At 59.9% G+C, this 22943-nt stretch carries 15 protein-coding genes and 1 tRNA gene; 6 read left to right on the top strand and 10 right to left on the bottom strand.

Annotated features, from left to right (window positions below):
* Window positions 1–67: 67 nt before the first annotated feature.
* The 3 genes from SA339_00640 to SA339_00630 form a co-directional block, all read right to left on the bottom strand.
* Complete coding sequence (locus SA339_00640) at window positions 68–619, bottom strand: DUF531 domain-containing protein (GenBank protein MDW5561704.1); 552 nt, start codon at window positions 617–619, stop codon at window positions 68–70.
* Window positions 620–741: 122 nt separating this feature from the next.
* The gene (locus SA339_00635) at window positions 742–1764 is read right to left on the bottom strand and encodes a deoxyhypusine synthase (GenBank protein ID MDW5561703.1); all 1023 of its coding nucleotides are present in this window, start codon (window positions 1762–1764) and stop codon (window positions 742–744) included.
* Window positions 1765–1961: 197 nt separating this feature from the next.
* Entirely contained in the window at window positions 1962–2132 is a 171-nt protein-coding gene (locus tag SA339_00630) for a hypothetical protein (protein ID MDW5561702.1), read from the bottom strand.
* Window positions 2133–2359: 227 nt separating this feature from the next.
* Here SA339_00630 and SA339_00625 point away from each other — a divergent pair, with 227 nt between their 5' ends.
* Window positions 2360–4192: an ATPase domain-containing protein gene (locus SA339_00625; protein ID MDW5561701.1), complete on the top strand. Its 1833-nt coding sequence runs from the start codon at window positions 2360–2362 to the stop codon at window positions 4190–4192.
* Window positions 4193–4290: 98 nt separating this feature from the next.
* Here the strand turns inward: SA339_00625 and SA339_00620 are convergent, their stop codons facing one another.
* Window positions 4291–4725: a hypothetical protein gene (locus tag SA339_00620; GenBank protein ID MDW5561700.1), complete on the bottom strand. Its 435-nt coding sequence runs from the start codon at window positions 4723–4725 to the stop codon at window positions 4291–4293.
* Window positions 4726–4813: 88 nt separating this feature from the next.
* Window positions 4814–4886, bottom strand: a tRNA-Phe gene (locus SA339_00615).
* Between the two features lie 167 nt (window positions 4887–5053).
* Here SA339_00615 and SA339_00610 point away from each other — a divergent pair.
* From SA339_00610 to SA339_00590, 5 genes are read left to right on the top strand one after another with little or no spacing between them, the layout of a single operon-like run.
* The gene (locus tag SA339_00610) at window positions 5054–6010 is read left to right on the top strand and encodes a hypothetical protein (protein ID MDW5561699.1); all 957 of its coding nucleotides are present in this window, start codon (window positions 5054–5056) and stop codon (window positions 6008–6010) included.
* A gap of 9 nt (window positions 6011–6019) precedes the next feature.
* The gene (locus SA339_00605; protein ID MDW5561698.1) at window positions 6020–7768 is read left to right on the top strand and encodes a type II/IV secretion system ATPase subunit; all 1749 of its coding nucleotides are present in this window, start codon (window positions 6020–6022) and stop codon (window positions 7766–7768) included.
* On the top strand, window positions 7761–8801 hold the full coding sequence (locus tag SA339_00600; protein MDW5561697.1) for a type II secretion system F family protein: 1041 nt from the start codon (window positions 7761–7763) through the stop codon (window positions 8799–8801). The genes SA339_00605 and SA339_00600 overlap by 8 nt, the downstream gene beginning before the upstream one ends.
* 9 nt (window positions 8802–8810) lie before the next feature.
* Window positions 8811–9713: a type II secretion system F family protein gene (locus tag SA339_00595; GenBank protein MDW5561696.1), complete on the top strand. Its 903-nt coding sequence runs from the start codon at window positions 8811–8813 to the stop codon at window positions 9711–9713.
* 1 nt (window position 9714) lies between these two features.
* A complete protein-coding gene (locus SA339_00590; GenBank protein ID MDW5561695.1) occupies window positions 9715–11397 on the top strand; it encodes a type II/IV secretion system ATPase subunit in 1683 nt (560 codons plus the stop codon).
* A gap of 22 nt (window positions 11398–11419) precedes the next feature.
* Here the strand turns inward: SA339_00590 and SA339_00585 are convergent, their stop codons facing one another.
* The 5 genes from SA339_00585 to gyrA all read right to left on the bottom strand — a co-directional run bounded on the left by SA339_00585 (window position 11420) and on the right by gyrA (window position 22930).
* Window positions 11420–12004: a zinc ribbon domain-containing protein gene (locus SA339_00585; GenBank protein ID MDW5561694.1), complete on the bottom strand. Its 585-nt coding sequence runs from the start codon at window positions 12002–12004 to the stop codon at window positions 11420–11422.
* Between the two features lie 92 nt (window positions 12005–12096).
* Entirely contained in the window at window positions 12097–18300 is a 6204-nt protein-coding gene (locus SA339_00580; GenBank protein MDW5561693.1) for a CARDB domain-containing protein, read from the bottom strand.
* A 181-nt stretch (window positions 18301–18481) separates the two neighbouring features.
* On the bottom strand, window positions 18482–19528 hold the full coding sequence (locus SA339_00575; GenBank protein ID MDW5561692.1) for a hypothetical protein: 1047 nt from the start codon (window positions 19526–19528) through the stop codon (window positions 18482–18484).
* A gap of 52 nt (window positions 19529–19580) precedes the next feature.
* Window positions 19581–20309: an ATPase domain-containing protein gene (locus tag SA339_00570; protein MDW5561691.1), complete on the bottom strand. Its 729-nt coding sequence runs from the start codon at window positions 20307–20309 to the stop codon at window positions 19581–19583.
* Window positions 20310–20377: 68 nt separating this feature from the next.
* Window positions 20378–22930: a DNA gyrase subunit A gene (gene gyrA / locus SA339_00565; GenBank protein MDW5561690.1), complete on the bottom strand. Its 2553-nt coding sequence runs from the start codon at window positions 22928–22930 to the stop codon at window positions 20378–20380.
* Window positions 22931–22943: the final 13 nt, after the last annotated feature.

Raw genomic sequence — 22943 nt, 5'->3', positions numbered from 1 at the left:
GATGGGGGGCGGGACTCGATGGAAGGGTCGGCGCCCCCAGTAGCGGACGGGAAGGTATGACTGGCGCTTATCTTCCTTCGTTCAATCGATAAGCTATGGCCCCCACGACCACGCCCATGGCCGTGCATGTCTCCAGCGAGAACCCTCCAGGGGTGATATCCAGATGCTGCCTGGTCATCTCGAAGACCTCCTTAGGAGCGCCCTTGGGGCCGAGCCCGAACACGACCATCACGCTCTGCCCTCGCCTGAGCGTGTTTACCACGTCGTCGAGGGTCACCCTCTTGCCCGGTTCCGGCTTCCTGGTAGTGAGCACCACCTCTCCCAGCTGAGGGGGAAAGCCCCGGTTAGGATATTCAAAGGTCTGGAACCGACCTCTAGAGGTCAGCTCCTTGAGGAAGCCGCCATGCTCCCCGATGGAGGTGGTGGTGGCTACCCAGTCGGCGATCTCCTGAGGAGTGGTGAGCTCCTGAGGAAAGGGGAACCCGAAGGTAGCAAGGTTGAAGTCGAAGGCCAGGGCCAGGGGCCCCGCCCTCGCCAGGGCCCGGCGGTGCGCCTCCCGGAAGCTCTTGGGGTCGTAGGAGTTATACAGCGCGATGGTCGGACGGCCGAGTCTTGACATGGTGCATCGATAGGGGTCCGAAGAGAGAGGCCCTCCTTAAACCTTGAGGCTTCAGTGAAGGGATGCAATTGCATATAATACGATTAAAATAATAATGGCCGGGGCCAGGGGCCCGAGCGGTTTTACTCCTGGTCGAGCATCTTGGCCCACGCGTACCGCTTGCGCGACTTGAGATCGGCGTTGTGATACACGTAGCTGAAGATGAGCGGGACCACGGTAGTGGCCTCGGCGTACACCATCTGCTCGTAGGTCGTCTGCACCTTGCCCCAGGAGGATGCTTCCTTGAGAGTAGAGGACGAGCAGGCACCGTCGCGGACGTCGGCCACGGTGATCTGGACGGCGTACTGGTGCATCGGCACATCCCGGCCCAGGCACTCTGCGCAGACCACGGTGTCTTGGGCAAAGTTCTTGGGAACGCCTCCCCCCACCATGAGCAGACCGGAGGTCTTGGCCGCCATCTTGACCTTGGTCAGCTCGTAGAAGTCCTTCACCGAATCGATGGACACGTGCTCCTTGGGATTGGCGTGCTGGTGCATCACCAGGCCGAAACCTGCGCTGGAGTCGGAGAACGCCGGGCAGAATACCGGAACATCATGCTTGTAGGCCAGCTCGACAAGGGAGTTCTTCTTCTTGGCGTTCTTGGTAAGCCACCGGCCCATCTCCCGGATGAACTCCCGGGAGGAGTAGGGGCGGGGGTCCAATCCATCGGCGATCTTCTTCACCGTGGAATCGCACTTCTGGAGCTGCTCCTCGTCGATGTAGGTGTCGTAGATGCGGTCGATGTAGTTATCCCTGAGCATGTGATCATCGGTGAACGGGGTGCCATGGTAGTGCTTGAACCCAAGGGCCTCGAAGAAGTCCATGTCCACGATCGAGGCTCCGGTGGCCACCACCGCGTCCACCATGTTGTACTTGATCATGTCGGCGTAGACGTTCATGCATCCACCCGCGCTGGTGCTGCCTGCTAGGGTCAGGATGGTGGTGCAATCGTGGTCCTCCAGCATCAGCTTGAAGATATCGGCCGCCCGGGCGGTGTCACGGGATGTGAACGACATCTCGCGCATGCTGTCGATTATAGGTGTGGAATCGAACTTGGTCGCGTCTACCTGCTTGACGACTTTCTTCAGGAGGTCCTTCTTGTTCATGGGTGTCCACTCGTCGTTACGACGGGAACGTCGACGGGCCGTCCAGCGGCCCCGTCGAGGTCATAGACCCCCGCCGTGATTGATGTGATGATATCGCCCATATTAAGCTTAGCCATCTGCATTCGGAGAATGCGTGATGTAAGGCCGATGGATGGATATGCTGGCTCGCGGAGCGCCTGAAAAAAGGTCCGCCGTCGCTACTGCATTTCGGGGTTCTTGCGGGGACGGCTGCAGATAGCATAAATGTCCCCGTCGAAAAAGACGTCTAACTCGGGGTGCTCGGCCTGAATCTCCTCGATTTTACGGAGCACCTCACGCAATGTCAAGTCGCTCTTCTTGTCGATCTTGACGTGTATCTGCTTTTCCATTGAAGAACACCTGGTCGAACGACCCTTCAATTTGAATGCCCCCTTCGGTATATATCTCTTTTTCCCTGATAATCGAAAAACGAAGCAATCTGGCTAGTGTCCAAGTACCATTCAATCATATCCAATAAAAATGCCCTTCTGACATTTTCGTACTTGATTTTACCGGGCGAAATTGTTAATAGTCTAACGATAGGTTCCAACGCCAATTATTATAAATGGTGTCGAATTTGGCTCGCAGAAAGAAGGCCAAGGAAGCGGATCCTCCGCAGGGCGAGGACGATCTCCCCGCGACGTCCGCCGCTCAAGAGGCCGTCGGTACGGAGGCCGAGGAGCTGCGCCGATGGATGGCCGGCGAGTCCACACTCATGGCCTGGCTGGAGGAGGACCCCTCCCAGCAGACCACCTTCTACAGCGACACCCCTGACCTCCTGGACCTCGACCCCGATCTCAAGGAACGCATAGCCCAGTATGAAGCGGAAATCGCCCAACTCCGCCAGCTCACCACGTCGGGAGGCGCGACGGAGGGATCGGCGGTCAGTGAGGAGGTCGTTCGGCTGAAGGCCGAGGTGAACCGGCTGTCCAAGGCCAACAGTGAGCTGAGGGACCGGGCCGTGGCCAGCGCCCCCGAGTCGCTGAAGGACCGTGAGGCCACCCTCCGGGACAAGGAGAACGACTTGGAGATGAGGGAGCGGGCCCTGGGCATGAACGGGGCGGAGAGCGGCATCATCGTGGAGCGGTACCGGGCCGAGCTGAGCGAGAAAGAGGCTGAGGCCAAAGCCCGGGAGGAAGAGATGAGGAACCGCATCCAGCAGCTGGAGGCCGACCTCCGGACCCGGGAAATCGAGATCAAGCTCCGCGATGATGAGCTTAAATTGGCCAAGATGTCCAAGCCTGAGGCCAACAAGGAGATCAGTGAGAAACTTAAAGGATTCCAGGAGAAGGAGAAGCGGATCCTGGAGCTGCAGGAGACGGTCGGCCGCATGAAGGATCTCCTCACCGAGAGAGAGGACGAACTCAAGGGCCTCAAGGAGATTATCGGTTACAAGGAGCAGGAGCTTTCCCGCAGGGAGGAGGACCTGCTCTTCCGGGAGAAGAAGGCGACGGAGGAGAAGCGCCGCCTGGAGGAGGCCAAGAAGAGTGCTGGCGGACTGGAGGAAGCGGAGCTCAAGAAGCGGCTGGAGGAGCTACGTGGAGAGGTCGAGAAGAAGGAGCGGGACCTCAAGGCCAAGGAGGAGTTCATCCGCGGCAAGGAAGCCGAACTCCGCAAGCGGGAGATGGGGGCCATCGAGGAGGAGCTCAAGCACAAGGATGAGGACATCGCCCTCGAGACCGAGACGGCCAAGGCCAAGACCGGCAACCCCCGCCTGGACGACCTGCTGCTGGGCGGCGTTCCCTTCGGCTCCAATGTTCTGGTGCACGGCCCGCCGTTCGTGGGAAAGGAAACGATGGTCGACCAATTCATAGCCGAGGGTCTGAAGAAGGGGATACCGGCCATCTGGGTGACGACCGACAAGACCCCCGCCGATCTTCGCGAGGAGATGAAGCTGGTGCTGCCGGCGTACGAGGACTACGAGGCCCTGGGCCTGGTCAAGTACATCGACTCGTACTCAAGGGGCATGGGAGACACCACCGTCGACAAGTACACCACCTACATCGACGAGCCCACCGCCCACGACCGGATCATGGACGCGGTGGAGGACGCATCCAAGACATTCAAGGAGAAGAGCGAGTACTATCGCCTCGCCTTCCGTACACTGTCCACGCTCATCGCCTACTCCGACCCCGCCTCGACCTTCCGCTTCCTCACTCCGTTCTGCGGACGACGCAAGAGGGATCACGCTGTGTCGTTCTACACCATCGAGAAGGGCATGCACGGCGAGCAGGAGATCCAGATGCTTGGGTCGATCATGGACGGCATGATCGATTTCAAGATCGATCAGCTGCGGACCCTGTTCATGGTCCGCGGCATCACCGATGTGCAGTCGCGGTCGTACATCCGCTACAACGCCACCCGGCACGGGTTGAGCATAGGGTCGTTCGCCCTCGACCATATTAAATAGGAATGCACATTATAAAAACATGAATGACGGGTCCAAGGACAATGGACCACGTCGGACCGGCGGCTGGTGGTGGGGCCGCCGAGAGCTTCGCTCCGGTTTCAGGCGAACTCGGGTCCTTGAGAGGATCGGGAGGGCGCCGGAGCGGCCTTCTTCTCCACATTGATCCGGGGCAGCGGGAAGGGCGGGGGCAGCCGGATGTCCCTGGCGATCAGGAGGGCGATGGGGATGCAATTGGACACCACGACGTTGTGGACGATGTTGGCGTCCTCGTTGGGCATGGAGGAGGTGGTGGTCCATTCCTTGACCAATGCGTCGACCTCCCCCTCGAGGACCACGTTCCCCTCGATCTTGATGAAGCCCATTCCCACATAGTTGACGGTGAACCGGAACTCCACCGACGCGGTCCGGTCGGAGGCGCGGTTGATCTGGGTAACGGTGCTGTTGTGATCGATCCTTATGTTGGCCACATGCTCCCCCGGCTTGGAGAAGCGCTTAGCCTCGATGGTGTTGGTCTCGAAACCCACTAGGTTCATGTCATTGCCCTCCGAGCTATGTCCTGTCCCGATAATAGAACTTGCCCATTCTATGAACGGCCGACCGTTCAGGATTTGAGAAATGGAGTGCCGCAGGCCGGACTTGAACCAGCGACTTCAAGATCTTCAGTCTTGCACTCTCCCAGCTGAGTTACTGCGGCGTCGCCGAAGAGTAAACGACCCATATATTATAAAGTTATCCAATCAACGGGGTAACCCTCAGCCAAACCATAATTTGATAATTATTATTATTTATAATAGTAAGCCAGCTCGAAGCCTTTAAGATGCCTCGGATGCTTGCAACGCCGAATCGAGGTGCAATTTCCTTATGGCGGTACCAGTGCGTAGCAGGGCTCTGAACAGATCGAGCAGGGCAGCCCTTATCCGGAAGGACCGCCAGGGCGTAGCGTCCACCATCGGGACGATCATGGCGCTGCTCGTTTTCCTGGCGTTCATGGCTCTAATCGTCAACTCGTACGTTCCGGCGTGGATGCTCGACAACGAGCGCTCGCACATGAACGTCTCGGTCGACCAGTTCGGAGAGCTGAAGGGTAAAGTCGACAGCATGGTGTCGCAGCAGCTGGTGACAGGGGATTCTTCCATCAACATGTACGCTCCCATGACCATGGGCGCGTCCGGCGTGCCGGTCTTTGCCTCCCCCACCGCAGGCCTGCTCACCTACAATCCCCAGGGCAGCTCGTCCGGCATAAATGTCCAGTTCAATTACAGCGCCTCCGGTACAGGGTCCACCTTCACCGTGCCGGTGGTCGTCGACGGTGGCGGCAAGGTCGAGCTGTACGCTCCCAACCGCTACTACGTCCAGCAGTGGCTCGCGTACGAGAACGGTGCCATCATCCTTAAGCAGCAGGACGGGCAATCCATCCGGGCGTACCCTAACCTGGACATCACCAAGAGCAACAACACCCTGAACATCGCGTTCACCCAGATCGACCTCATAGGCAACAGCCAGTCCCTGACCGGTTCCGACACCGTAGGGTTCAGCATCAACCTGGTGTACATCGATTCCGAAAAGTATTCCATCGGCACCGGGGCCAAGACCTTCAGCCTGAGGTTCAACACCACTTACGGTGACGCCTGGTATGCATACTTCGACCAGCTGTGCAAGACCAAGGGCCTGACCAACAACACCGACTACGTGCTCACCAAGCCCGTGGCGGTGAGCGGGTCCACCAACGGGTTGACCACCTTCACCTTCACTCTGAAGAACTGCAATGAACTGTACTACAACCGCGCCTACGTCAGTATGACCATGCTGACGTCCTGAGGTGAGACGATGCAAGAGGCCGAACCCAAGGAGACCAACGCCGAGAGCCTGATGCCTGCTGAGGCCGACTCCCCTAAGGACAGCAACACCAAGGACAAGGTGCGCGACGGGTACCTGAAGTTCCTGCGACGTATGCTTCCCGGACGGGCCTCCCGGGTGAGGATGTCCACCGCCGAGGTGGAGCAGCGCATCGAGTGGTCCAAGGGCCGCGGGTCGGTGGTCACCGAGATCCCCAAGCTCGACAACCCGGCGCTGGAGACCACCGAGATCTACCCTATCGTGGAACCGTACAGCTACTCCCGCATCACTTACAACAACGAGACCAGCGAGTACTTCCTGGAGGCGCTCGAGCCCAGGCTCACCTCCGACGACGAGAAGCTCCTGCTGCTGATCAAGGACACCCTCGGCCGCACCCTGGGCTACGAGTGGGACAAACTCACCGTGCTGGACAAGAGGGAGTACCTGGTGGAGAGCGTGGAATCGTTCATCCGCAGCCGAGGGGTCAAGGTCAGCCCCCTTCTGAAGAAGAAGCTAAACTACTACATCCTGAGGGACTTCGTCGGCTACGGAAAGATGGACATCCTGATGCGGGACAATCACATCGAGGACATTTCCTGCGACGGCGTGGGCATCCCGCTGTTCGTATACCACCGTAAGTACGGAAGCATCAAGACCGGCCTGGTGTTCGACGACGAGGATGCCCTTAACTCCTACGTGGTCGCGCTGGGGCAGAGATCTGGAAAGCAGATCTCGGTGTCCTCGCCGATCCTTGACGGCACGTCCCCCGAGGGCCACCGTATCCAGGCGACCTACGCCCGAGAGGTCACCACCAGGGGCTCGACCTTCACCATCCGGCGGTTCAAGGACACTCCCTGGACTCCCGTGGACCTGGTGAGGACCAAGACCGCCAGCCCGGAGATGGTGGCCTACTTCTGGCTGGGCGTGGAGAACGGGGAGTCGATGATCATCTGCGGCGGAACCGCCTCCGGAAAGACGTCCACCCTCAACTCCATCGCCCTGTTCATCCCCCCGGGGGCGAAGATCGTCACGATGGAGGATACCAGGGAGATCAACCTCCCGCACATGAACTGGATCCCGGGCACGACGCGTTCGGGCGTCGGCGAGCGCGGACCAGACGGCAAAGCGCCGGGCGAGATCGACATGTACGACCTCATGCGCGCGTCCCTGCGTCAGAGGCCGAACTACATCATCGTCGGTGAGGTCCGAGGCAAGGAGACCTATACGATGTTTCAAGCCATGGCCACCGGCCATACCACTTACTCCACCATGCACGCCGACTCGGTGCAGTCGATGGTCAACAGGCTGGAGAACCAGCCCATCAACTGCCCCCGTATCCTGCTGACCGCCCTGAGGAACGTCATCATCCAATCTCAGGTCCGGGTGGGGCAGGATCTCTGCCGGCGCATGAAGCAGGTCATCGAAATCGTCGGCTTCGAGCCAGACACCAATGAGCTGATATCCAACACGGTGTACGAGTGGGACCAAGCCGCCGACCGCTTCGTGTTCAAGGGCCACAGCTTCCTGTTCGACAAGATCATGGAAATGAAGAATTTGACGCATGAGGAAATGATGAACGAGTTCGACCGCCGGGTCGACCTCATCAAATACATGGTGTTCCGCGAGTTCTCCGATCACCACAAGATCTGGGAGCTCATCAACCAATACTACAAGGACCCGGAGAAGACCATCAAGCGGGTCCGCCGGGAGCTGCAGGAGGGGGGTGCGCCCAATGCCTGAGATCTCCGATTCCTTCACCCAGTTCGACGCCAAGAAGAACAAGAACTACATGAAGACAAAGAAGACCCAGGAGCCGACCGAGAAGGTAGGGCCCCACCTGATAAAGCTCCAGGAGGGCGCCCTCCCCGATTACATCGCCCTGACCCCCTTCCAGATGTTTGCCTGGAGGATCATGGGCAAGGCGGTCAAGCTCCGGTCCAAACCCAACCCCAAGCTGGAGCTGCAGCTGCAACAGGCCCACATGCGCATGCGGCCCGAGGAGTACGTCGCCTATACCTGGATGAGCGCCGTCCTGGTGCTCATCGTGTGCGGGGCGGTGGCCGCCCTGTTCGGCGGCGTCCTGCTGGCCCTCCTCCATGTCTCGGCCGCACTGGTGCTTGTATTCTTCATGCTGTTAGTGGCGATCCCGCCGGTAATGGCGTACGTCGTGCTGATGTCCGTCCCCGGTTCCAAGGCCAAGACTCGGGCCAGGGACATCAACAAGCGTATCGGCCCGGCTATGAGCTTCATCTCCGCCATGGCCTCCGCCGACGTCAACGTCGATGTCATCTTCAAGGAACTGGCCAAGCAGGACATCTATGGTGAGATCAAGAACGAGGCCGCATGGATCACCAGAGACACCGAGCTGCTGGGCATCGATATCCTCACCGCGATCAACCGGGCCGCCCAGCGCACCCCGTCCATCAAGTTCCAGGAGTTCCTCCAGGGCGTGGTCACCAGCTCGACCTCGGGCGGCCAGCTGAAGCCGTACTTCCTGCAGAAGGCCGAGCAGTTCGAGAAGGAGGGCAAGCTGGAGATGCGCTCCCAGCTGGAGACCTTGGGCCTGATGGCAGAGACCTTCGTCACCGTCGTGGTGGCGTTCCCCCTTTTCCTCGTGGTCATCATGGCGATCATGGCCATCGTACCGGGCGGAGGCAATGATTCGTCCATGACCGTCCTCCTGCTGGAGGTCGTGGTCGGGCTCATGATCCCCATCTCCCAGTTCGGGTTCACGTTCTTCATCTGGAACATGACCAAGGAGTCGTCGATTTGAGGTGATGGAATGGCCGAGGACATCATAGATCTGGAACAACTTGACCTTAAGAAGCTGGACTACAGCCATACCATCCTCATCATCTGCTGCGCGTCGGCTGCCCTCCTCTTCGTCCTGGCCTTCCTGGACGGCATTGGAGGCCTCGATACGCCCCTCCAGTGGATCGACTATGTCTTCCTAGGCCTCATGGCCTTCAGCGGCCCCTACGGGTTCTACAAGAGCGCCCAGAGGAAGAAGATCCGGGACATTGAGGCCCGCCTTCCGGAGTTCCTCAGGGATGTCGCGGAGGCCGGTCGGTTCGGCATGACCCTGGCCCAGGCCATCAAGGTCTCCTCTCGGGGACGATACGGCAAGCTCACCCCGGAGATCCGACGGATGGCTGCCCAGATCGATTGGGGAGTTCCGGCGTCGGAGGCCATGCGGCTGTTCTCGGAGAGAGTGGATACCCCCCTAGTGAGGAGGATGACCTCTATCATCATCAAGGCCAACGACGCCGGAGGCTCGGTCTCCGACGTGCTGACCATGGTCGCCCACGATGCCAGGGAGACCATGCTCAACCAGGCCGAGCGCAAGTTGTCAATGTCCACCTATGTCGTCGTCATCTACGTGGCGTTCGCGGTGTTCATCGCCACCATCTTCATCCTTAACTCGACCTTCCTGCCCAAGATGACCGAGGCCGGCCAGCAGGTGGCCTCGGGGGCGGAGAAGGCGGGAGTGGACACCTCCGGCCTGGCGACGATCAAGGTCAACGTCATTCCCACCATCCAGATGGTGTTCGTTATATCGGTGCTGATCCACGCCTTCGGCGACGGGATATTGGCCGGGGTGCTGGGGGACGGCCAGATCTCGTCCGGCCTTAAGCACGCCTTCATCATGCTGCTCATCGGGCTCGTGGGAACGAGGGTGATCTGACATGGACGAGGCGATGAAGCAGGATGATCTCGAGCCCCTGTTCGAGGACGAGCAGGCGGAGCAGAAACCGAAGCTGTCGGTAACCTCCCGTTACCTTTCCTTCCTGCAGAAGGTTCGTAAGAAGCCGGTCCGGGTCAGGCTGCCCAGCAAGGTGGCCACCGATTCGACGGTCATCACTGAAATCCCCAAGCTGTCCGATCCGGAGGTCGAGGAGGTGGAGGTGATCCCCATCGAGGAGCCCTACTCCTTTGTGCGCATCAAGTACGATGGCACCGCCGGGGAGTATCTCTTCGAGGTCATCGAGCCCAAGCTCACCTCGGACGAGAATGCTCTGCTGGATGGTCTGAAGAGCGCTCTCATCGTGTCCATCAACCTCGCCGAGACCAAGGACATCGGGGAGAAGCGGGAGATCCTCAACAAAGCCACCGACAAGCTCCTGGAAAAGCTCGCGGTGGAGATCAATCCGATCTCCAAGGAGCGCATCATGTACTACCTGCGCCGCGACTTCACCGGCTACGGCGTCATCAACGTGATGATGATCGACCCCAACATCGAGGACTGTTCCTGCGATGGGGTCGACATCCCACTGTACATCTACCACCGCAAGTATGGCAGCATCAAGAGCAACATCCGGTTCGAGAAGGAGGATGAGCTGGACGCCTACGTAGTGTGGCTGGCCCAGAAGTGCGGGAAGCATATCTCGGTCGCCAACCCGCTGTTGGACGCCACCATCCCCGACGGCTCGAGGCTCAACGCCACCCTGGGCAAGCATGTGACCAAGAGGGGTTCCTCGTTCACCATTAGACGGTTCAAGGACAACCCGTTCACCCCGGTGGATCTATTGAAGTTCAAGACCCTGTCCACCGAAATGATGGCATACCTGTGGATATCGGTGGAGTTCGGCTCCTCCATGCTGGTCTGCGGCGGAACCGCCTCCGGCAAGACGACCACTCTCAACGCCATCTTGCTGTTCATTCCACCGCAGATGAAGATCGTCAGCATCGAGGACACCAGGGAGCTGAACCTTCCCCATGAGAACTGGATCCCCGGCCTGACCAGAGAGGGCTTCGGAGGAAAGGGCGGGGCCATGAGCGGGAACATCAACATGTTCGACCTGCTCACTGCCGCACTGAGGCAGAGGCCCCAGTACTTGATGGTCGGTGAGGTTCGAGGCAAGGAGGCGTACGTCGTCTTCCAAGCCATGGCCACCGGGCACATCTCCTACTCGACCTTCCACGCCGAGGACGTGCAGGCCATGGTCCACCGGTTGGAGAACGATCCCATCGATCTGCCGAGAGCGCTGCTGACCGCCCTCAACCTGGTGCTGCTGCAGGGCCAGGTGAAGGTGGGGACCAAGATGACCCGTCGGGTGAAGGGCCTCACCGAGATCGTGGGCATGGACCCCGAGACCGGGGAGCTTATCACCAACTCGGTGTTCACCTGGAACCCCGCCGACGATACCTTCTCCTACTCTGGACACTCCTATACTTACGAGAAAGTCCGCGCGGTGCGCAACTGGTCTCCCCGGGAGATGGAGCGGGAGGTCAAGAGGCGCATCGATATCCTGGAGTACATGAAGAAGATCGGAGTGAACAACTACCGCCAGGTGGCGAAGATCGTATCGGCCTACTACAAGGACCCCGATAAGGTCATGAAAGAGGTCAAGGAGAAGATGACCGAGTGATCGGTCCCCTTCCCCCCATTTTTCAATCCCCGCCCGCTTCCCAGTAGGCGTCCATGGCCTGCAGTATCCACAGCGCCGCCCACAGCACCATGCCGATGATCGACAGCCCCGCCAAGTCCCCCTGGCCGTTGAGGGTCGCAAGCAGGGAGAAAGGGTCCACGATCGCCAGCACGATCCCCAGGGTAAAGAACAGCAACCCCTTGCGGATAGAGACCGAGAACATCTGCCCGAGGCCCCACACCGAGAACAGTCCGGGGACCAGACCGAGCAGCAGGGCGGCCACGGGGCGGGAGGTCGAGCGGTTCAGCTTCCCCGGCCGGACCAGGCGCCCGCACCCGGTGCAGTAGCGGTCCTCTAGCCCGATCCTTGTCCGGCAGTCCCGGCACTCGAACGGCGCGCTCACCAGGAAGCCGCACCGTCCGCAGAAGGTCTCCTTGCCCTCCAGGATGGCGCCGCAGCTCTGGCATCTGGTGGTTTGGTTCACCTCCGCGTCCGCTGCGGGAGGCACCTTAGCCATGGCCTCGCCGGTCACTGCGTTCCCGCATATCACGCATGCCTCGACCCCCTGGGGGACGTTGCCCCCGCATTGCGGGCATCTGTCGGTCATCGGGCCCTCAATGGGACCTAGTGGGATTAACGTTACGCATGGCTGTTGAGTGAACGAAGAAAAAATAAGAAGGAAAGGGGTTTGGTCGGCCCTCACTGGGGGGGCTTGGCGCCGTCATCGAGCTTGGGCTGCTCCTCCGGCTTGGGCTCTGCGGGCTTGACCGGCCTCTTCTCCACCGGCCGGCGCACGATGCGCCTCAGGGGCTTGGGGGCGGCCTCGCTCTTGGGCTGCTCCTCTGCCGCCGGGATCTCCGGCTTGCGCACCTCGATGTTGCTACCGCACTTGTGGCAGATGGGTGAGCCGCGGGGGTTCAGGGTGCCGCAGGTCGGGCAGGAGACGCCGGTGAACTTCCGCTTCTCCTCCTCCTGGGACAGCCAGCTCTCGAAGCTCACGTAGCTCGGCTGCTTCTTGAACCACTCCTGGAACTTGCTGTCGGAGTACTTCTTGCCCATGGCCTTCTTGGCTTCCTCGCGGAAGGTGTCGACGTACGCCTCGTACTGCTCCCTCATCTTCTTGAGGTAGGCGTCCTCTTCCTCCTCGATGGCGTCGCCGATGAACTTGGCGCCGCACTCCGGGCAGGTGGCGGAGTTCGACGGTATCCACGCGCTGCATTCGCTGCACTTGGCGGTGCCGACCTCGAACTCCACGCCGCACTTGGGGCAGCGCTTGGATGATTCGGGGATGAGCGCACCACACTCCCCGCACTCCACCATCTTCCCAAGCCCGTACTTGTACAGCCAGGCGGAGAAGAGGATGATGGCCGCGGCGATGACCGCCAGGATCATCAGGTAGACGTACCAGGGGATGCCGCCGCTGCCCGAGGCGGCGATTGTCACGTTCTTGGAGGTTGTGAAGACCTTGTCCCCCATGGACGACTCCCCATGGACCTGGTAGTTGCCGTCGGAGCCCTCAGGCACGTACAGCTGTATGGCGAATATACCTTCGGAGTTGGTGGTGCCGTTGAAGGGTTCGCCGATCCGAACGCCGTCGCGCTCCAGCCAGACGATGACCACCGCGCCGGGGATGGCCTCGGAGGTGTTCCGGTTGTACACCCTGCCGGTCACGAAGATATTAGAGCCGGGCGCATAGGAGGTGCTGTCCAGAGCATAGATCTCGACCTTGGCGTTGGGTGCATCGATGTTGAACACGGCGGAGACGTTGTTGTTGGTTGTGTCCTTATCGTCAACAATGCCATCAGCGTTGGCCACCACCAGCAGATGGTAGCTGCCCATGGTCAGGTTGATCTGCCAGGTGGTGTTGACGGTGACCTCCGCCCCGGCCGCCAGGTTCCTCATGGCCACGCCGATGAAGGTCTGCTTACCGTTCCCGTCCACGGCATAGAAGTAGAACGCGGCAGATATGGCCGCGGTGCTACCTCCGTTCTTGGCAGTGGCGGAGATGTCGACGGTCTCTCCCTGGCTGGCGTTGGTGATCTCCTGTCCGGACTGGGTGACCGTTACCCCGTCGGAGAACTGGAGGTCGGCCCTCAGGTCGTTGACCACCAGGCTCTGGGTGATGACATTGTTGTCAGTGTTCATCTCATTGACATAGTTCGTCGCCCCACTGGGGTTGACGACCACGTATATGTTAGTGCTCGAAGCGCCATTGGCAAGCAGAACGGCCGTCCACTGGCCAGTCACCGTGACCGTCTGGTCCGGATTGATCGAGGCGATCGTCTCCACGTCGAACGGATTGCCATTGGTGGAGTCTAGGTAGAAGTAGACAGACACGTTGATCGCGGCGACTTCGCCGATGTTCTTCACCGCCGCCTCGATATTGATGACGTCACCGACGTTCACCGGGCTGGCAGGGTTGAGCACCACATAGTTAGGCCTAAGGTCCGCGTAGTTGAGTACTTTCTGAGAGAACGAGACCGTATTGTTGGCCTCGGAGATCTCCTCTATGGCTCCGTTCCCGTCAACGACCACCTCTACGGTGTAGGTGCCGGGATTGCTGGGGGTCCAGGAAACGGTGGCTTCTCCGGACTCGCCCTGGTCGATGGTACCTATGACGGCATTGGTCAGGAGCGTTCGGGAGCTACCATAGGTAACGTAGAAGCTCACCATCACATCCTCGGCGGTGATATCACCGTAGTTCCAGACCTTTGCCGAGATGGTGGAGGTCTGCCCCCTCGCCGGGGAGTTCGGGCTGATGGTGACATCGCTCCTTTGGACGGACAGGTCTGCAATGCCCTGGACCGCCACCATGGTGTAATTCGCGTTGTTGGTGTTGTCCAGTTCGTTGATCCGGCCGTAGGGGTCGATGACCACGCTGATGTTGTGCTGGCCGAGGGTCCTGGCGGTCCAGATGGCGTTGATGGTTATCGACTCGCCTGGCTGGATCACCGGTATGGTGTACTGGTAGAACGTGCTACCGGTGTCGTTGAACATTACCAGGACATTGTGGGCGGCCACTACACCGACGTTGGAGACGGTGGTGGTCACGGTCACATTCTGGTAGTGTACCGGGGTGCTCGTGGACACGTGTATGGGCGGGTCCAGATCGGGCAGGGCGCCGGGGATGGATATCGTCACCGGAGCCATATTGGCCTGACTCAGGGGCTCAGAGTAGCCGACTATACCCACGTTCATGGCATATTGGCCGGCGAAGCTTTGGCCCTGGTAGGTGTAGGTCGTGTTAGCGAAGTAGTCGCCGATGAAGCCCTGGTAGACGGTCATGCCCGCGGTGCGGGCATCGGTCAGCACCCTGAAGGTGATGGTACCGTCAGACCCGGTCCGGCCGCTCGCGTACAGCCCGTTCACCGGGTGGGTGATGGCGACGTAGGCGTTGGGGAGCTTCTCCCCGGTGCCGTCAAGCACCACGACCTTGACCCAGCGATAGTGGTTGATGACCGCGGAACCCTGGGCGTTCAGCGAGGCGATGGATATGTTGGTCACATCGGCCACCGCATGGCCACCGAAGGAGGACCACGCGTGGCTGAAGATGGTGTCCTGGACGGCCACATGGGCGTAGGAGGTGTCAGGTGCTGCCAGGTCCGCTCCCATCTCCGAAGACGCGATGTAAACCTTGCTGCTATCATCGGCCCGGATGTGGACCGGAGTCATGACCTTCGAGCCGGTCACCGTCAGGTTGCTGTGGCCCATCAGGTACAGGTTCAGGTTGTAGTTGGAGTTCAGGATAGTGCCGCCGGAGAGGACCAGAGTACCGTTGTCCTGCACGACGATCCTGCTCTGGTAGGCGCTGGACTGGACCTCGGTGAAGGCGGTGTTCCTGATGGTGAGCACACCGTTGTTGATGACTACCACATTATAGGCCCAGTTGAAGGCGTTGGGACCGGTGATGGTTAAGGTCGGGTACTCGGACCCGCCGACCACCAGGTCATGACCATCTATGGTCATGGTGACGGTCATGGACTTGAACGCCGCGTTGTTATCATATCCGTACTCGGCGATGGAATGGTCGGCATTCACGTACACATAGACCGGGTATGTGCCGATCTGGGTGGGCTTCCAGCTGAGGGTGGTCTTCACGAAGCTGCCGGCGGAGACCGTCACCGTGGTCGAGCCGATGAACTGGCCGCCCTCGGTGGCGCTCCCGGCATACAGGGAGACGGTGGCATTGGTGGCAGCCGCCCGCCCGGTGTTGTTAACGTAGATGGTGGCGGTGACCAGGTCGCTGGAGCTGGCCGGCTGGGGGCTGAAGGTGATGTCCGTAGAGCTGACGGTCAGCTCAGCAAGGTTGGCGAGGACCGTGAACTGTACTGACATCACGTTGTTGTTTTTACTCTCCTCGGAGATCTTCCTCTCGGGGTCGATGGTTACGCTGATGGTGTGCACGCCCTTGGGGACGTCATGCCAGATCACAGCCGTCAGAGCTTGGTCGTTCTCGGTGCCGGGGGCGATGGTGTCCACGGTCTGGTTAGACCAGAACGCAGGGATCGATCCGTTGATGTATCCGATGATGGAGACCTCGACCTTGGTGGCGGTGGTCTTGCCGCGGTTGTGCACCACGGCGGAGACCTGTACGCTCTCACCGTCGTAGACGGTGGTCGGGGTCAGGGTCAGGGGCAGCACGACCAGGTCCGGCAGCTCGAGAGCGAGCGCGGGCATGGTGATGTTGACCATCTTCCAGGTGTTGCCTGCCGACATATCCGGGTAGGGGTTGAACGCCAGCCCGGTGGTGTTGGTGTAAACGGCGCCGGTGGAGTTCTCATAGGACACCGTCAGCACGTAGGCATAGGCCGCATACGGGTTGGGGTTGGCCTGGTCCAGAACCTCCGACAGGTAGGGCAGCTTGACCTTACCTTCGTTGTCGGTTATGGTGTAGTCGGTCATGTCCTTGCCCAGATAGTGCAGGACCTCATCCGACGGATACGATCTCAGCCCGTCAGGGGTATAGTACTCGGCCGATGCCCCGGAGTTCTGGAGCGTGGAGGTGACGGCCGCGCCGTTCACCGGCAGCGACTGCATGTCGGTCACCGTGACGTTGGCCCAGCGATAGATGTAGATGGTCGGGCTGACCGTCATCGCCACGGAGATTTTACTGACGTACACGCTGTTGGAGGGGTCAGAGTTGGAGAACCTCAGTTCCAGGTCCTTAACATCAGACACCTCGGTCACGCCTTTGTCGTAGAGGTTGAAGCTCACCGAGACTGCCGCAGGTGTCTGCTGCGGACGGATTGCGGTGTTGTGGAACGTTCCATCACTGGCCCTCCACTGCAGATAGTTACCTATTGCATAACTTCCTTCCGTTGAGTAAGTCAGGGTCAGCGTCGCACCAGATAGTGGTCCAATCAGGTCGCTAGTGTTGAACCCATTAAGCTCCATCACCCTTCCAGAGGCGATGTTGTAGTATGATGAATCGATTGATGTCAGGCTTCCAATGCTCTGGCCAGTCGTGTCGTTCGAGGACTTCGAGGTGACCAGCGCCTCGACGGTCCGGTCGTGGGCCACGAAGGCGGCCTGCCTGTTGGCGGGCGAGACTGTCTTCTCAGGGCTGGTGTCGACCGTGACACCATATAGGTAGGCCATGGAGTTGTCGCGCAGCACCATGGTGTTGTGATTCTCCTTGTTGGAGAAGTCCACTCCGAGATAGGAGTTGACCGCGGTGAACTGGGTGTTGCCAGCCAGGTTGATGCTGGTGTAGGCGGGTTCGACTATCCTGAAGGTTATCCACACTTTGTTGATGTGTATCGTCTGGCCGCCGTTGTTGGTGAACCCAAGGTTGAGGCCGGCCAGGTCCAGCGAGGACATCGCCGGCAGGGTCGCCGAGGCGATGACCTGATCAGCCGTGCCAGTGACGGGGTTCACCGGGGTGTTGGAGAAGGACAGGGTCGTCTGCCCGGCCGCCCCGTTGCGATACTGGTACTGAACGGTGGAAGCGCTGGAGTATCCGCTGTCGGTATAGTACTGGACATGCAGAGTTGCCAGGATGTTGTCCGAGGCACTGAACACCAGGCCGCCCGTGTCGAAGCCATCGAGCCACATCGTCTTTCCGCTGGCTACGTTGTAGTATTGTAGATCGGAGACCTTCAGGCCTTGGAGGGCCGAGCCGGTGTTGTCGGCCGCGCCCTTTGCGGAGGGCATCCTCGCCAGGTTGTAGGCCACGCTGTCCCTGGCGCCGGTGGTCGCATTGTTAATGTCGGACGCGAAGGAGTAGCTGTGATCATACATCGCCGAATAGAGCTGGGTGGTGTTGTAGGTGGTAGAGTTGGGGGTTTGGTAGATGTTGGGTAGCGATGAGTCGTACAGGTTGACGGTCGAGGACATGAACAGCAGAACCGGGGCGTACTGGAACACCGCTTCTGGGAAGTAGGTATCGTTGCAGTACACGCCCACCTCCTCGTTGCCGGTGATGTTGGACCTCCACAGGTTGAGGGTGGAATCGTCGACCACCATGTGGCCAGGGAATGAGAGGACGCTGTCATAGGCTTCCAGCACACCGCCGTTGCGGACGATTACTCCCAGGCTGGGGAAGGAGTTGAGCTGGTTGAGATTGGTGGTGAGGGTCGAGTTGTTCAGAATGAGCTTACCGCCGTCCTCGACGGTCAGGGTGTATACGCGGTCGTCAGCAGTTCCCGCGATTTTATCCGAACCGATATTCTCGGCGAAAACAAGTCCGCCGCCGTTAACCGTGACTACGCCCCCGGCCCTGATCGTCAGGTTGCCGTTCATCGTGTATAGGGATGTCACGCTCCAGGTATCGACCGCATAATCAGAACCGATGATGCGGTCGCCATTCGAGTAGTCCGACGGCAGGGGGCCGGTACCCTCTGTCGTACCCGTGAGGAACACTATGGTAGCGAGGGGTGTGAGAAGAAGACCTATCACTATCATGATGCTCGCAGCTCTACTGGCCAATATGCGACCTTTCATAAACCCACCTAGACAATTTTATTTCTAATTTAGGAAATTGGTCGTATCAGCAGATTTTCTTTATTTATATTTGAGCATACAATTAACAAAAAATGAACCATCCAATTAATAAAAATGAAGTAGAAAAAAAAGGTTTATGGCCTTACTTTTTGCGGATGATCTTACGGATGGAAACGGGCTTCTTCGAGGGATCGTCCTTAGCTCCGTTTTTCTCTGTTTTCTCCGTTTCCTCAACAGGCTTAGGGAGTTCCTTGAGCACGTGTCCGCAGTGAGCGCACTTCTCGTCCCCCTCGCTGATCGATGACGAGCATTTCGGGCAGGTTGGGGCCGTCGGCTTTTGCTCTGCCCGGAACACCGGGGTCGGCTCTTCGTCCTCGTCCGGCTTGGGCTCTTCGGTCTTGAGGATAGGGGCGGGGGCGTTATCCTCCTCATCGTCCAGCTCGCTCTCTGGTGCGGGGCCCTCGACGACCGCCGCCTTCGGCTCGCTACGCGGCTCGGCGACCGCCTCGATCTCGTCCTTCTCTCTGGCGGGCGGATCGGCGGGCGGCGGAGCGCCGCGGCGGGCCAGGCTCTCCTCCCGCTCGTTGAGGGACTTCTCCCAACCGACGAAACGCTTCTGCTCCTCCAGGACGAGCTTGCGGCCCTCGGCCAACAACGCCTCCTGGTCGGCCAATACCTTTCCCTTGGCCACCAATCCCTCCCTGGTAGTGGTAAGTTCCTCGAGGAGCTGACGGGCCCGTTCCTGGTCCTTCAGCAGCGTACCCTCCATCTCCTTGATGCGCTCGCTCATGGCCCTAATGTCGTTCTCGTACGCCGAGCTGCGCTCGGAAAGTGCTACGAGGCTCTCCTCACGGCGTTCCATATCCGCATGGCGTCGCTCGATCTCCACTCGGGAGCGCTGCACCTCCTCTTCCCGCTGGCGGAGGTCGTTCTCCCGGGCTTGGAGGGCCATCTCGGCCTCCCGAACCGCATTCTCCCGCGGGGCCAGCTCGGCCAAGCGACCCTGGATCTCCCGCTCCCGGGCATCCAGCTTGGCAGCCTGCTCGTCAAGCCCCTTCTGGGCCTTCCCCAGCTCCTCCTCGGTGCTCACCAGCTTATCCCGGCGCTTCTTGAGCTCATACTCCTGGGTCTTGACCTTCTCCTTGAACTCCTCGATGACCTCCCAGATGGGCGTCTCATCACCGGCCATATGCGAACCTCCTGAACGTTCTGCAGGCTACGTGGTACATGTGATCGTCATCCTATCCCAGGGTCGGCCCGAGGATGATCATGCCCTTGTCCCCGACTTCGACGGTGTGCTTCTCCATGCTATGCTTGCAGGACCTCATCTTCTCCACCCTGATGAACCGGGCCAGTTTGCCTCGGGAACGGTCAAGGCCAAGCTCGATGATGCCGTCTACCAGGAAGCCTTCGTTGCCCAGCAGATCGGACGGTCCGCCGCGGGACCTTTCCATGACGATGAAGGACACCAGGTTCTGGTCCCGCAGCGTTTTGAAGAAATAGAACATCCTCTTGCGCATGTTCTCGCTGTCATCCATCAAGGAGTACAGCGCTCCCAGGGAGTCCAGCGCGAAGACGGTGAACTTTTCACCGTGCTTCTTCTTGTAATACTCGATCGTCTGCTCTATGAACTGGATGTAGTCTGTGGGCTTCTCCTCGTCGACGACCTCGTCCAGCTCCCGGAGGTCGGTGACGTCCGAGATCTCCATGTTGGGGCTCGGCTCGATCCCCAGCCCGTGCATGTTGTTGAGGTGGCTGGGTGCGGTCTCCTCCAGGGTGACGTATAGGCCGATCTGGCCAGCCTTGTTCAGATAATTTGACATGACCGAATGACAGAAACTGGTCTTCATCGAACCGGGAGGGCCGGTGACCAGTATGACCTTGGGGGCATCGATGTCGGAACGGAATATCCGGTCGAGCCCCGGTATGGAATCCCTGAGCGTGGTTTTACCCCCGTCAAACAATTTCATTGTCGATTAAATAGTTATCTGCCTGAATAATAAAAATAATGACCGAGGCCCGTTAGGGCCAGCGGCCTCTATTGTTCGCCGTTCTCGCTGTTGTCGCCCGCAGGAAGTAGGTCGTCGCCCTCCTTGGCCTCAGTGTTGACGACGATCATCTCCTCCTTGGCCCCGACCAGACGGGCCACCGCAGTGATCTTGTCCCCGTTGGATAGGCCCATGATGGTCACGCCCTGGGTGGAGCGGCCCATGGTACGGATCTCCTCCGCCCGGGTGCGGATCACGTTCCCCTGGACGGTGGTGAGGATGATCTGGTCGTCGTCACTGATGGCGCTCACCGAGACCACGCCGCCGTTGCGATCGGTGGTCTTGATGGTAATGACCCCCTTCCCGCCGCGGTGGGTCTTGCGGTAGTCGGCCACCATCGATATCTTGCCGTAGCCGTTCTCGGTGATGCTGAGGAGCTTATCCTCCGGCCTCACCACGGCCATGGAGACCACCTCGTCGCCCTCGTCTGGCCGCATGCCGATGACCCCGATCGCCGGGCGACCCACCGAACGGACCTCCGAGGCGTCGAACCGGGCGGCCTGTCCGCTGCGGGTGGCGAGGACAACCTCATCGTCCGGCCGGACCATCTTGGTGTCGACGAGGGAATCGCCGTCCTGCAACCCGATGGCGATGATCCCGTTGGATCGAATGTTGCGGTACTCCCTGAGGGAGGTCCGCTTCACGATTCCGCTGCGGGTGGCGAAGATGAGGTCGAGGCCTTCGTCCACGCTGTCGATCGGCAGATTGTCCTCGACCCTCTCGTCTTCCTCCAGCTTGGGAAGCAGGTTGACGATCGGCTTCCCCTTGGAGTGCCGCCCGGCCACCGGGATGCGATAGGCCTTAAGCTGGAACACCCGGCCTTTGTTGGTGAAGAACATGATGTTGTTGTGGGTCATGGTAACAAAGAGATCGACCACCTGGTCGTCCTCCTTGGTCTCCATCCCCAGGAGGCCTTGCCCGCCGCGGTGCTGCTGCTTGTAGGTATCGAGCGGCAAGCGCTTGATGTAGTTGTCGTTGGAAATCATGACCACCATCTCTTCGTTAGGGATGAGGTCCTCGATGTCCAGTTCCCCGGTATCGATGACGATCTCAGTCTTGCGGTCGTCACTGTATGCTGCCCTGACCTCGGCCAGCTCATCCTTGATGATGGCCATGATCTTGGCTATGTCCGCGAGTATGCCCTGTAGCTCCTGGATGCGGGCCTCGATGGCCGCGTACTCGGCCTTGAGGTCCTCGATCTCCAGCCCGGTGAGGGCCCGCAGGCGCATCTCCAGGATGGCCTTGGCCTGGACGTCGTCCAGCTCGAAGCGGGCCATAAGCCCGTCGCGAGCTTCATCGGTCGTACGGGCCTCGCGGATGATGCGGATCGTCTCGTCGATGGCGTCCACCGCCCGTATCAGGCCCTGCAGGATGTGATCCCTGGCCTGGGCTTGCCTTAGTTCGTACTGCGTGCGTCGGGTGACGATCTCCTTGCGGTAGTCGATGTACGCCTGCAGCATCTCCCTGAGGGTCAGCACCTTGGGCTCGTTGTTGACCAAGGCGAGGTTTATGACACCGAAGGTCACCTCCATCTGGGTGTGAGCGAACAGCTGGTTGAGGACGATCTCTTCCATGGCGTCCTTGCGCAGCTCGATGACGATCCTCATGCCGTCCCGGTCGCTCTCGTCGCGGAGGTCGGTGATGCCTTCGATGCGCTTGTCCTTGACCAGTTCGGCGATGTTCTCCAGCAGGTTGGACTTGTTGACCTGGTAGGGGATCTGGGAGACGATGATGCGCCTCCGGCCCTCGTGTTCCTCCACGCTCGTCCGCGCCCTCACCTTGAGGCGCCCCTTGCCCGTCGAGTAGGCCTCGATGATGCCGTTCGTTCCGTAGATAATCCCGCCGGTGGGGAAGTCCGGCCCCTTGACGAAGGTCATGAGGTCCAGGCTGTCCGCCGACGGCTCGTCGATAAGATGGACCAGGGCATCGCACACCTCCCTGAGGTTGTGGGGAGGGATGTTGGTGGCCATGCCCACGGCGATGCCCGAGGAGCCGTTGACGATGAGGTTGGGGATCTTGGACGGCAGGACCTCCGGCTCCTTCAGCGAGCCGTCGAAATTATCCGTCCAGTTCACGGTCTCTTTCTCGAGATCTTGGAGCATCTCTTCGGCGATCTTCTCCAGGCGGCACTCGGTGTAACGCATGGCCGCCGCGCTGTCCCCGTCCACGCTGCCGAAGTTGCCGTGGCCGTCGACCAAGGTGTAGCGCAGTGAGAAGTCCTGAGCCATGCGGACCAGGGCATCGTAGACCGCGATGTCGCCGTGGGGGTGGTATTTACCCAGCGCGTCACCGACGATCCTGGCACACTTCTTGTGCGGTTTGTTGAAGGTGTTCCCCAAATCGTACATGGTGTACAATATCCGCCGATGTACCGGCTTGAGGCCATCGCGGACATCGGGTAGGGCGCGGCCCACGATCACGCTCATTGCGTAGTCGATGTACGACTTCTTCATCTCCTGCTCTATGGGCCGGTGGATCTCCCGTGGGTTTAGGGTGGGGTGCTCCTCCGGTCCGTTATTGGTTGTGTTGTTCTCGTCAGTCATCGTAAGCTCCCCC

It is taken from the genome of Methanomassiliicoccus sp. (assembly GCA_033485155.1).
Lineage (GTDB): Archaea > Thermoplasmatota > Thermoplasmata > Methanomassiliicoccales > Methanomassiliicoccaceae > UBA6.
This window is presented reverse-complemented; position numbering and strand designations above follow the sequence as displayed.

What these genes read in the sequence shown, in the direction of transcription:
- SA339_00640 (MDW5561704.1), bottom strand. Translation starts at nt 619, where the DNA reads ATGTCAAGACTCGGCCGTCCGACCATCGCGCTGTATAACTCCTACGAC.
- SA339_00635 (MDW5561703.1), bottom strand. Translation starts at nt 1,764, where the DNA reads ATGAACAAGAAGGACCTCCTGAAGAAAGTCGTCAAGCAGGTAGACGCG.
- SA339_00630 (MDW5561702.1), bottom strand. Translation starts at nt 2,132, where the DNA reads ATGGAAAAGCAGATACACGTCAAGATCGACAAGAAGAGCGACTTGACA.
- SA339_00620 (MDW5561700.1), bottom strand. Translation starts at nt 4,725, where the DNA reads ATGAACCTAGTGGGTTTCGAGACCAACACCATCGAGGCTAAGCGCTTC.
- SA339_00610 (MDW5561699.1), top strand. Translation starts at nt 5,054, where the DNA reads ATGGCGGTACCAGTGCGTAGCAGGGCTCTGAACAGATCGAGCAGGGCA.
- SA339_00605 (MDW5561698.1), top strand. Translation starts at nt 6,020, where the DNA reads ATGCAAGAGGCCGAACCCAAGGAGACCAACGCCGAGAGCCTGATGCCT.
- SA339_00600 (MDW5561697.1), top strand. Translation starts at nt 7,761, where the DNA reads ATGCCTGAGATCTCCGATTCCTTCACCCAGTTCGACGCCAAGAAGAAC.
- SA339_00595 (MDW5561696.1), top strand. Translation starts at nt 8,811, where the DNA reads ATGGCCGAGGACATCATAGATCTGGAACAACTTGACCTTAAGAAGCTG.
- SA339_00590 (MDW5561695.1), top strand. Translation starts at nt 9,715, where the DNA reads ATGGACGAGGCGATGAAGCAGGATGATCTCGAGCCCCTGTTCGAGGAC.
- SA339_00585 (MDW5561694.1), bottom strand. Translation starts at nt 12,004, where the DNA reads ATGACCGACAGATGCCCGCAATGCGGGGGCAACGTCCCCCAGGGGGTC.
- SA339_00580 (MDW5561693.1), bottom strand. Translation starts at nt 18,300, where the DNA reads ATGATAGTGATAGGTCTTCTTCTCACACCCCTCGCTACCATAGTGTTC.
- SA339_00575 (MDW5561692.1), bottom strand. Translation starts at nt 19,528, where the DNA reads ATGGCCGGTGATGAGACGCCCATCTGGGAGGTCATCGAGGAGTTCAAG.
- SA339_00570 (MDW5561691.1), bottom strand. Translation starts at nt 20,309, where the DNA reads ATGAAATTGTTTGACGGGGGTAAAACCACGCTCAGGGATTCCATACCG.
- gyrA (MDW5561690.1), bottom strand. Translation starts at nt 22,930, where the DNA reads ATGACTGACGAGAACAACACAACCAATAACGGACCGGAGGAGCACCCC.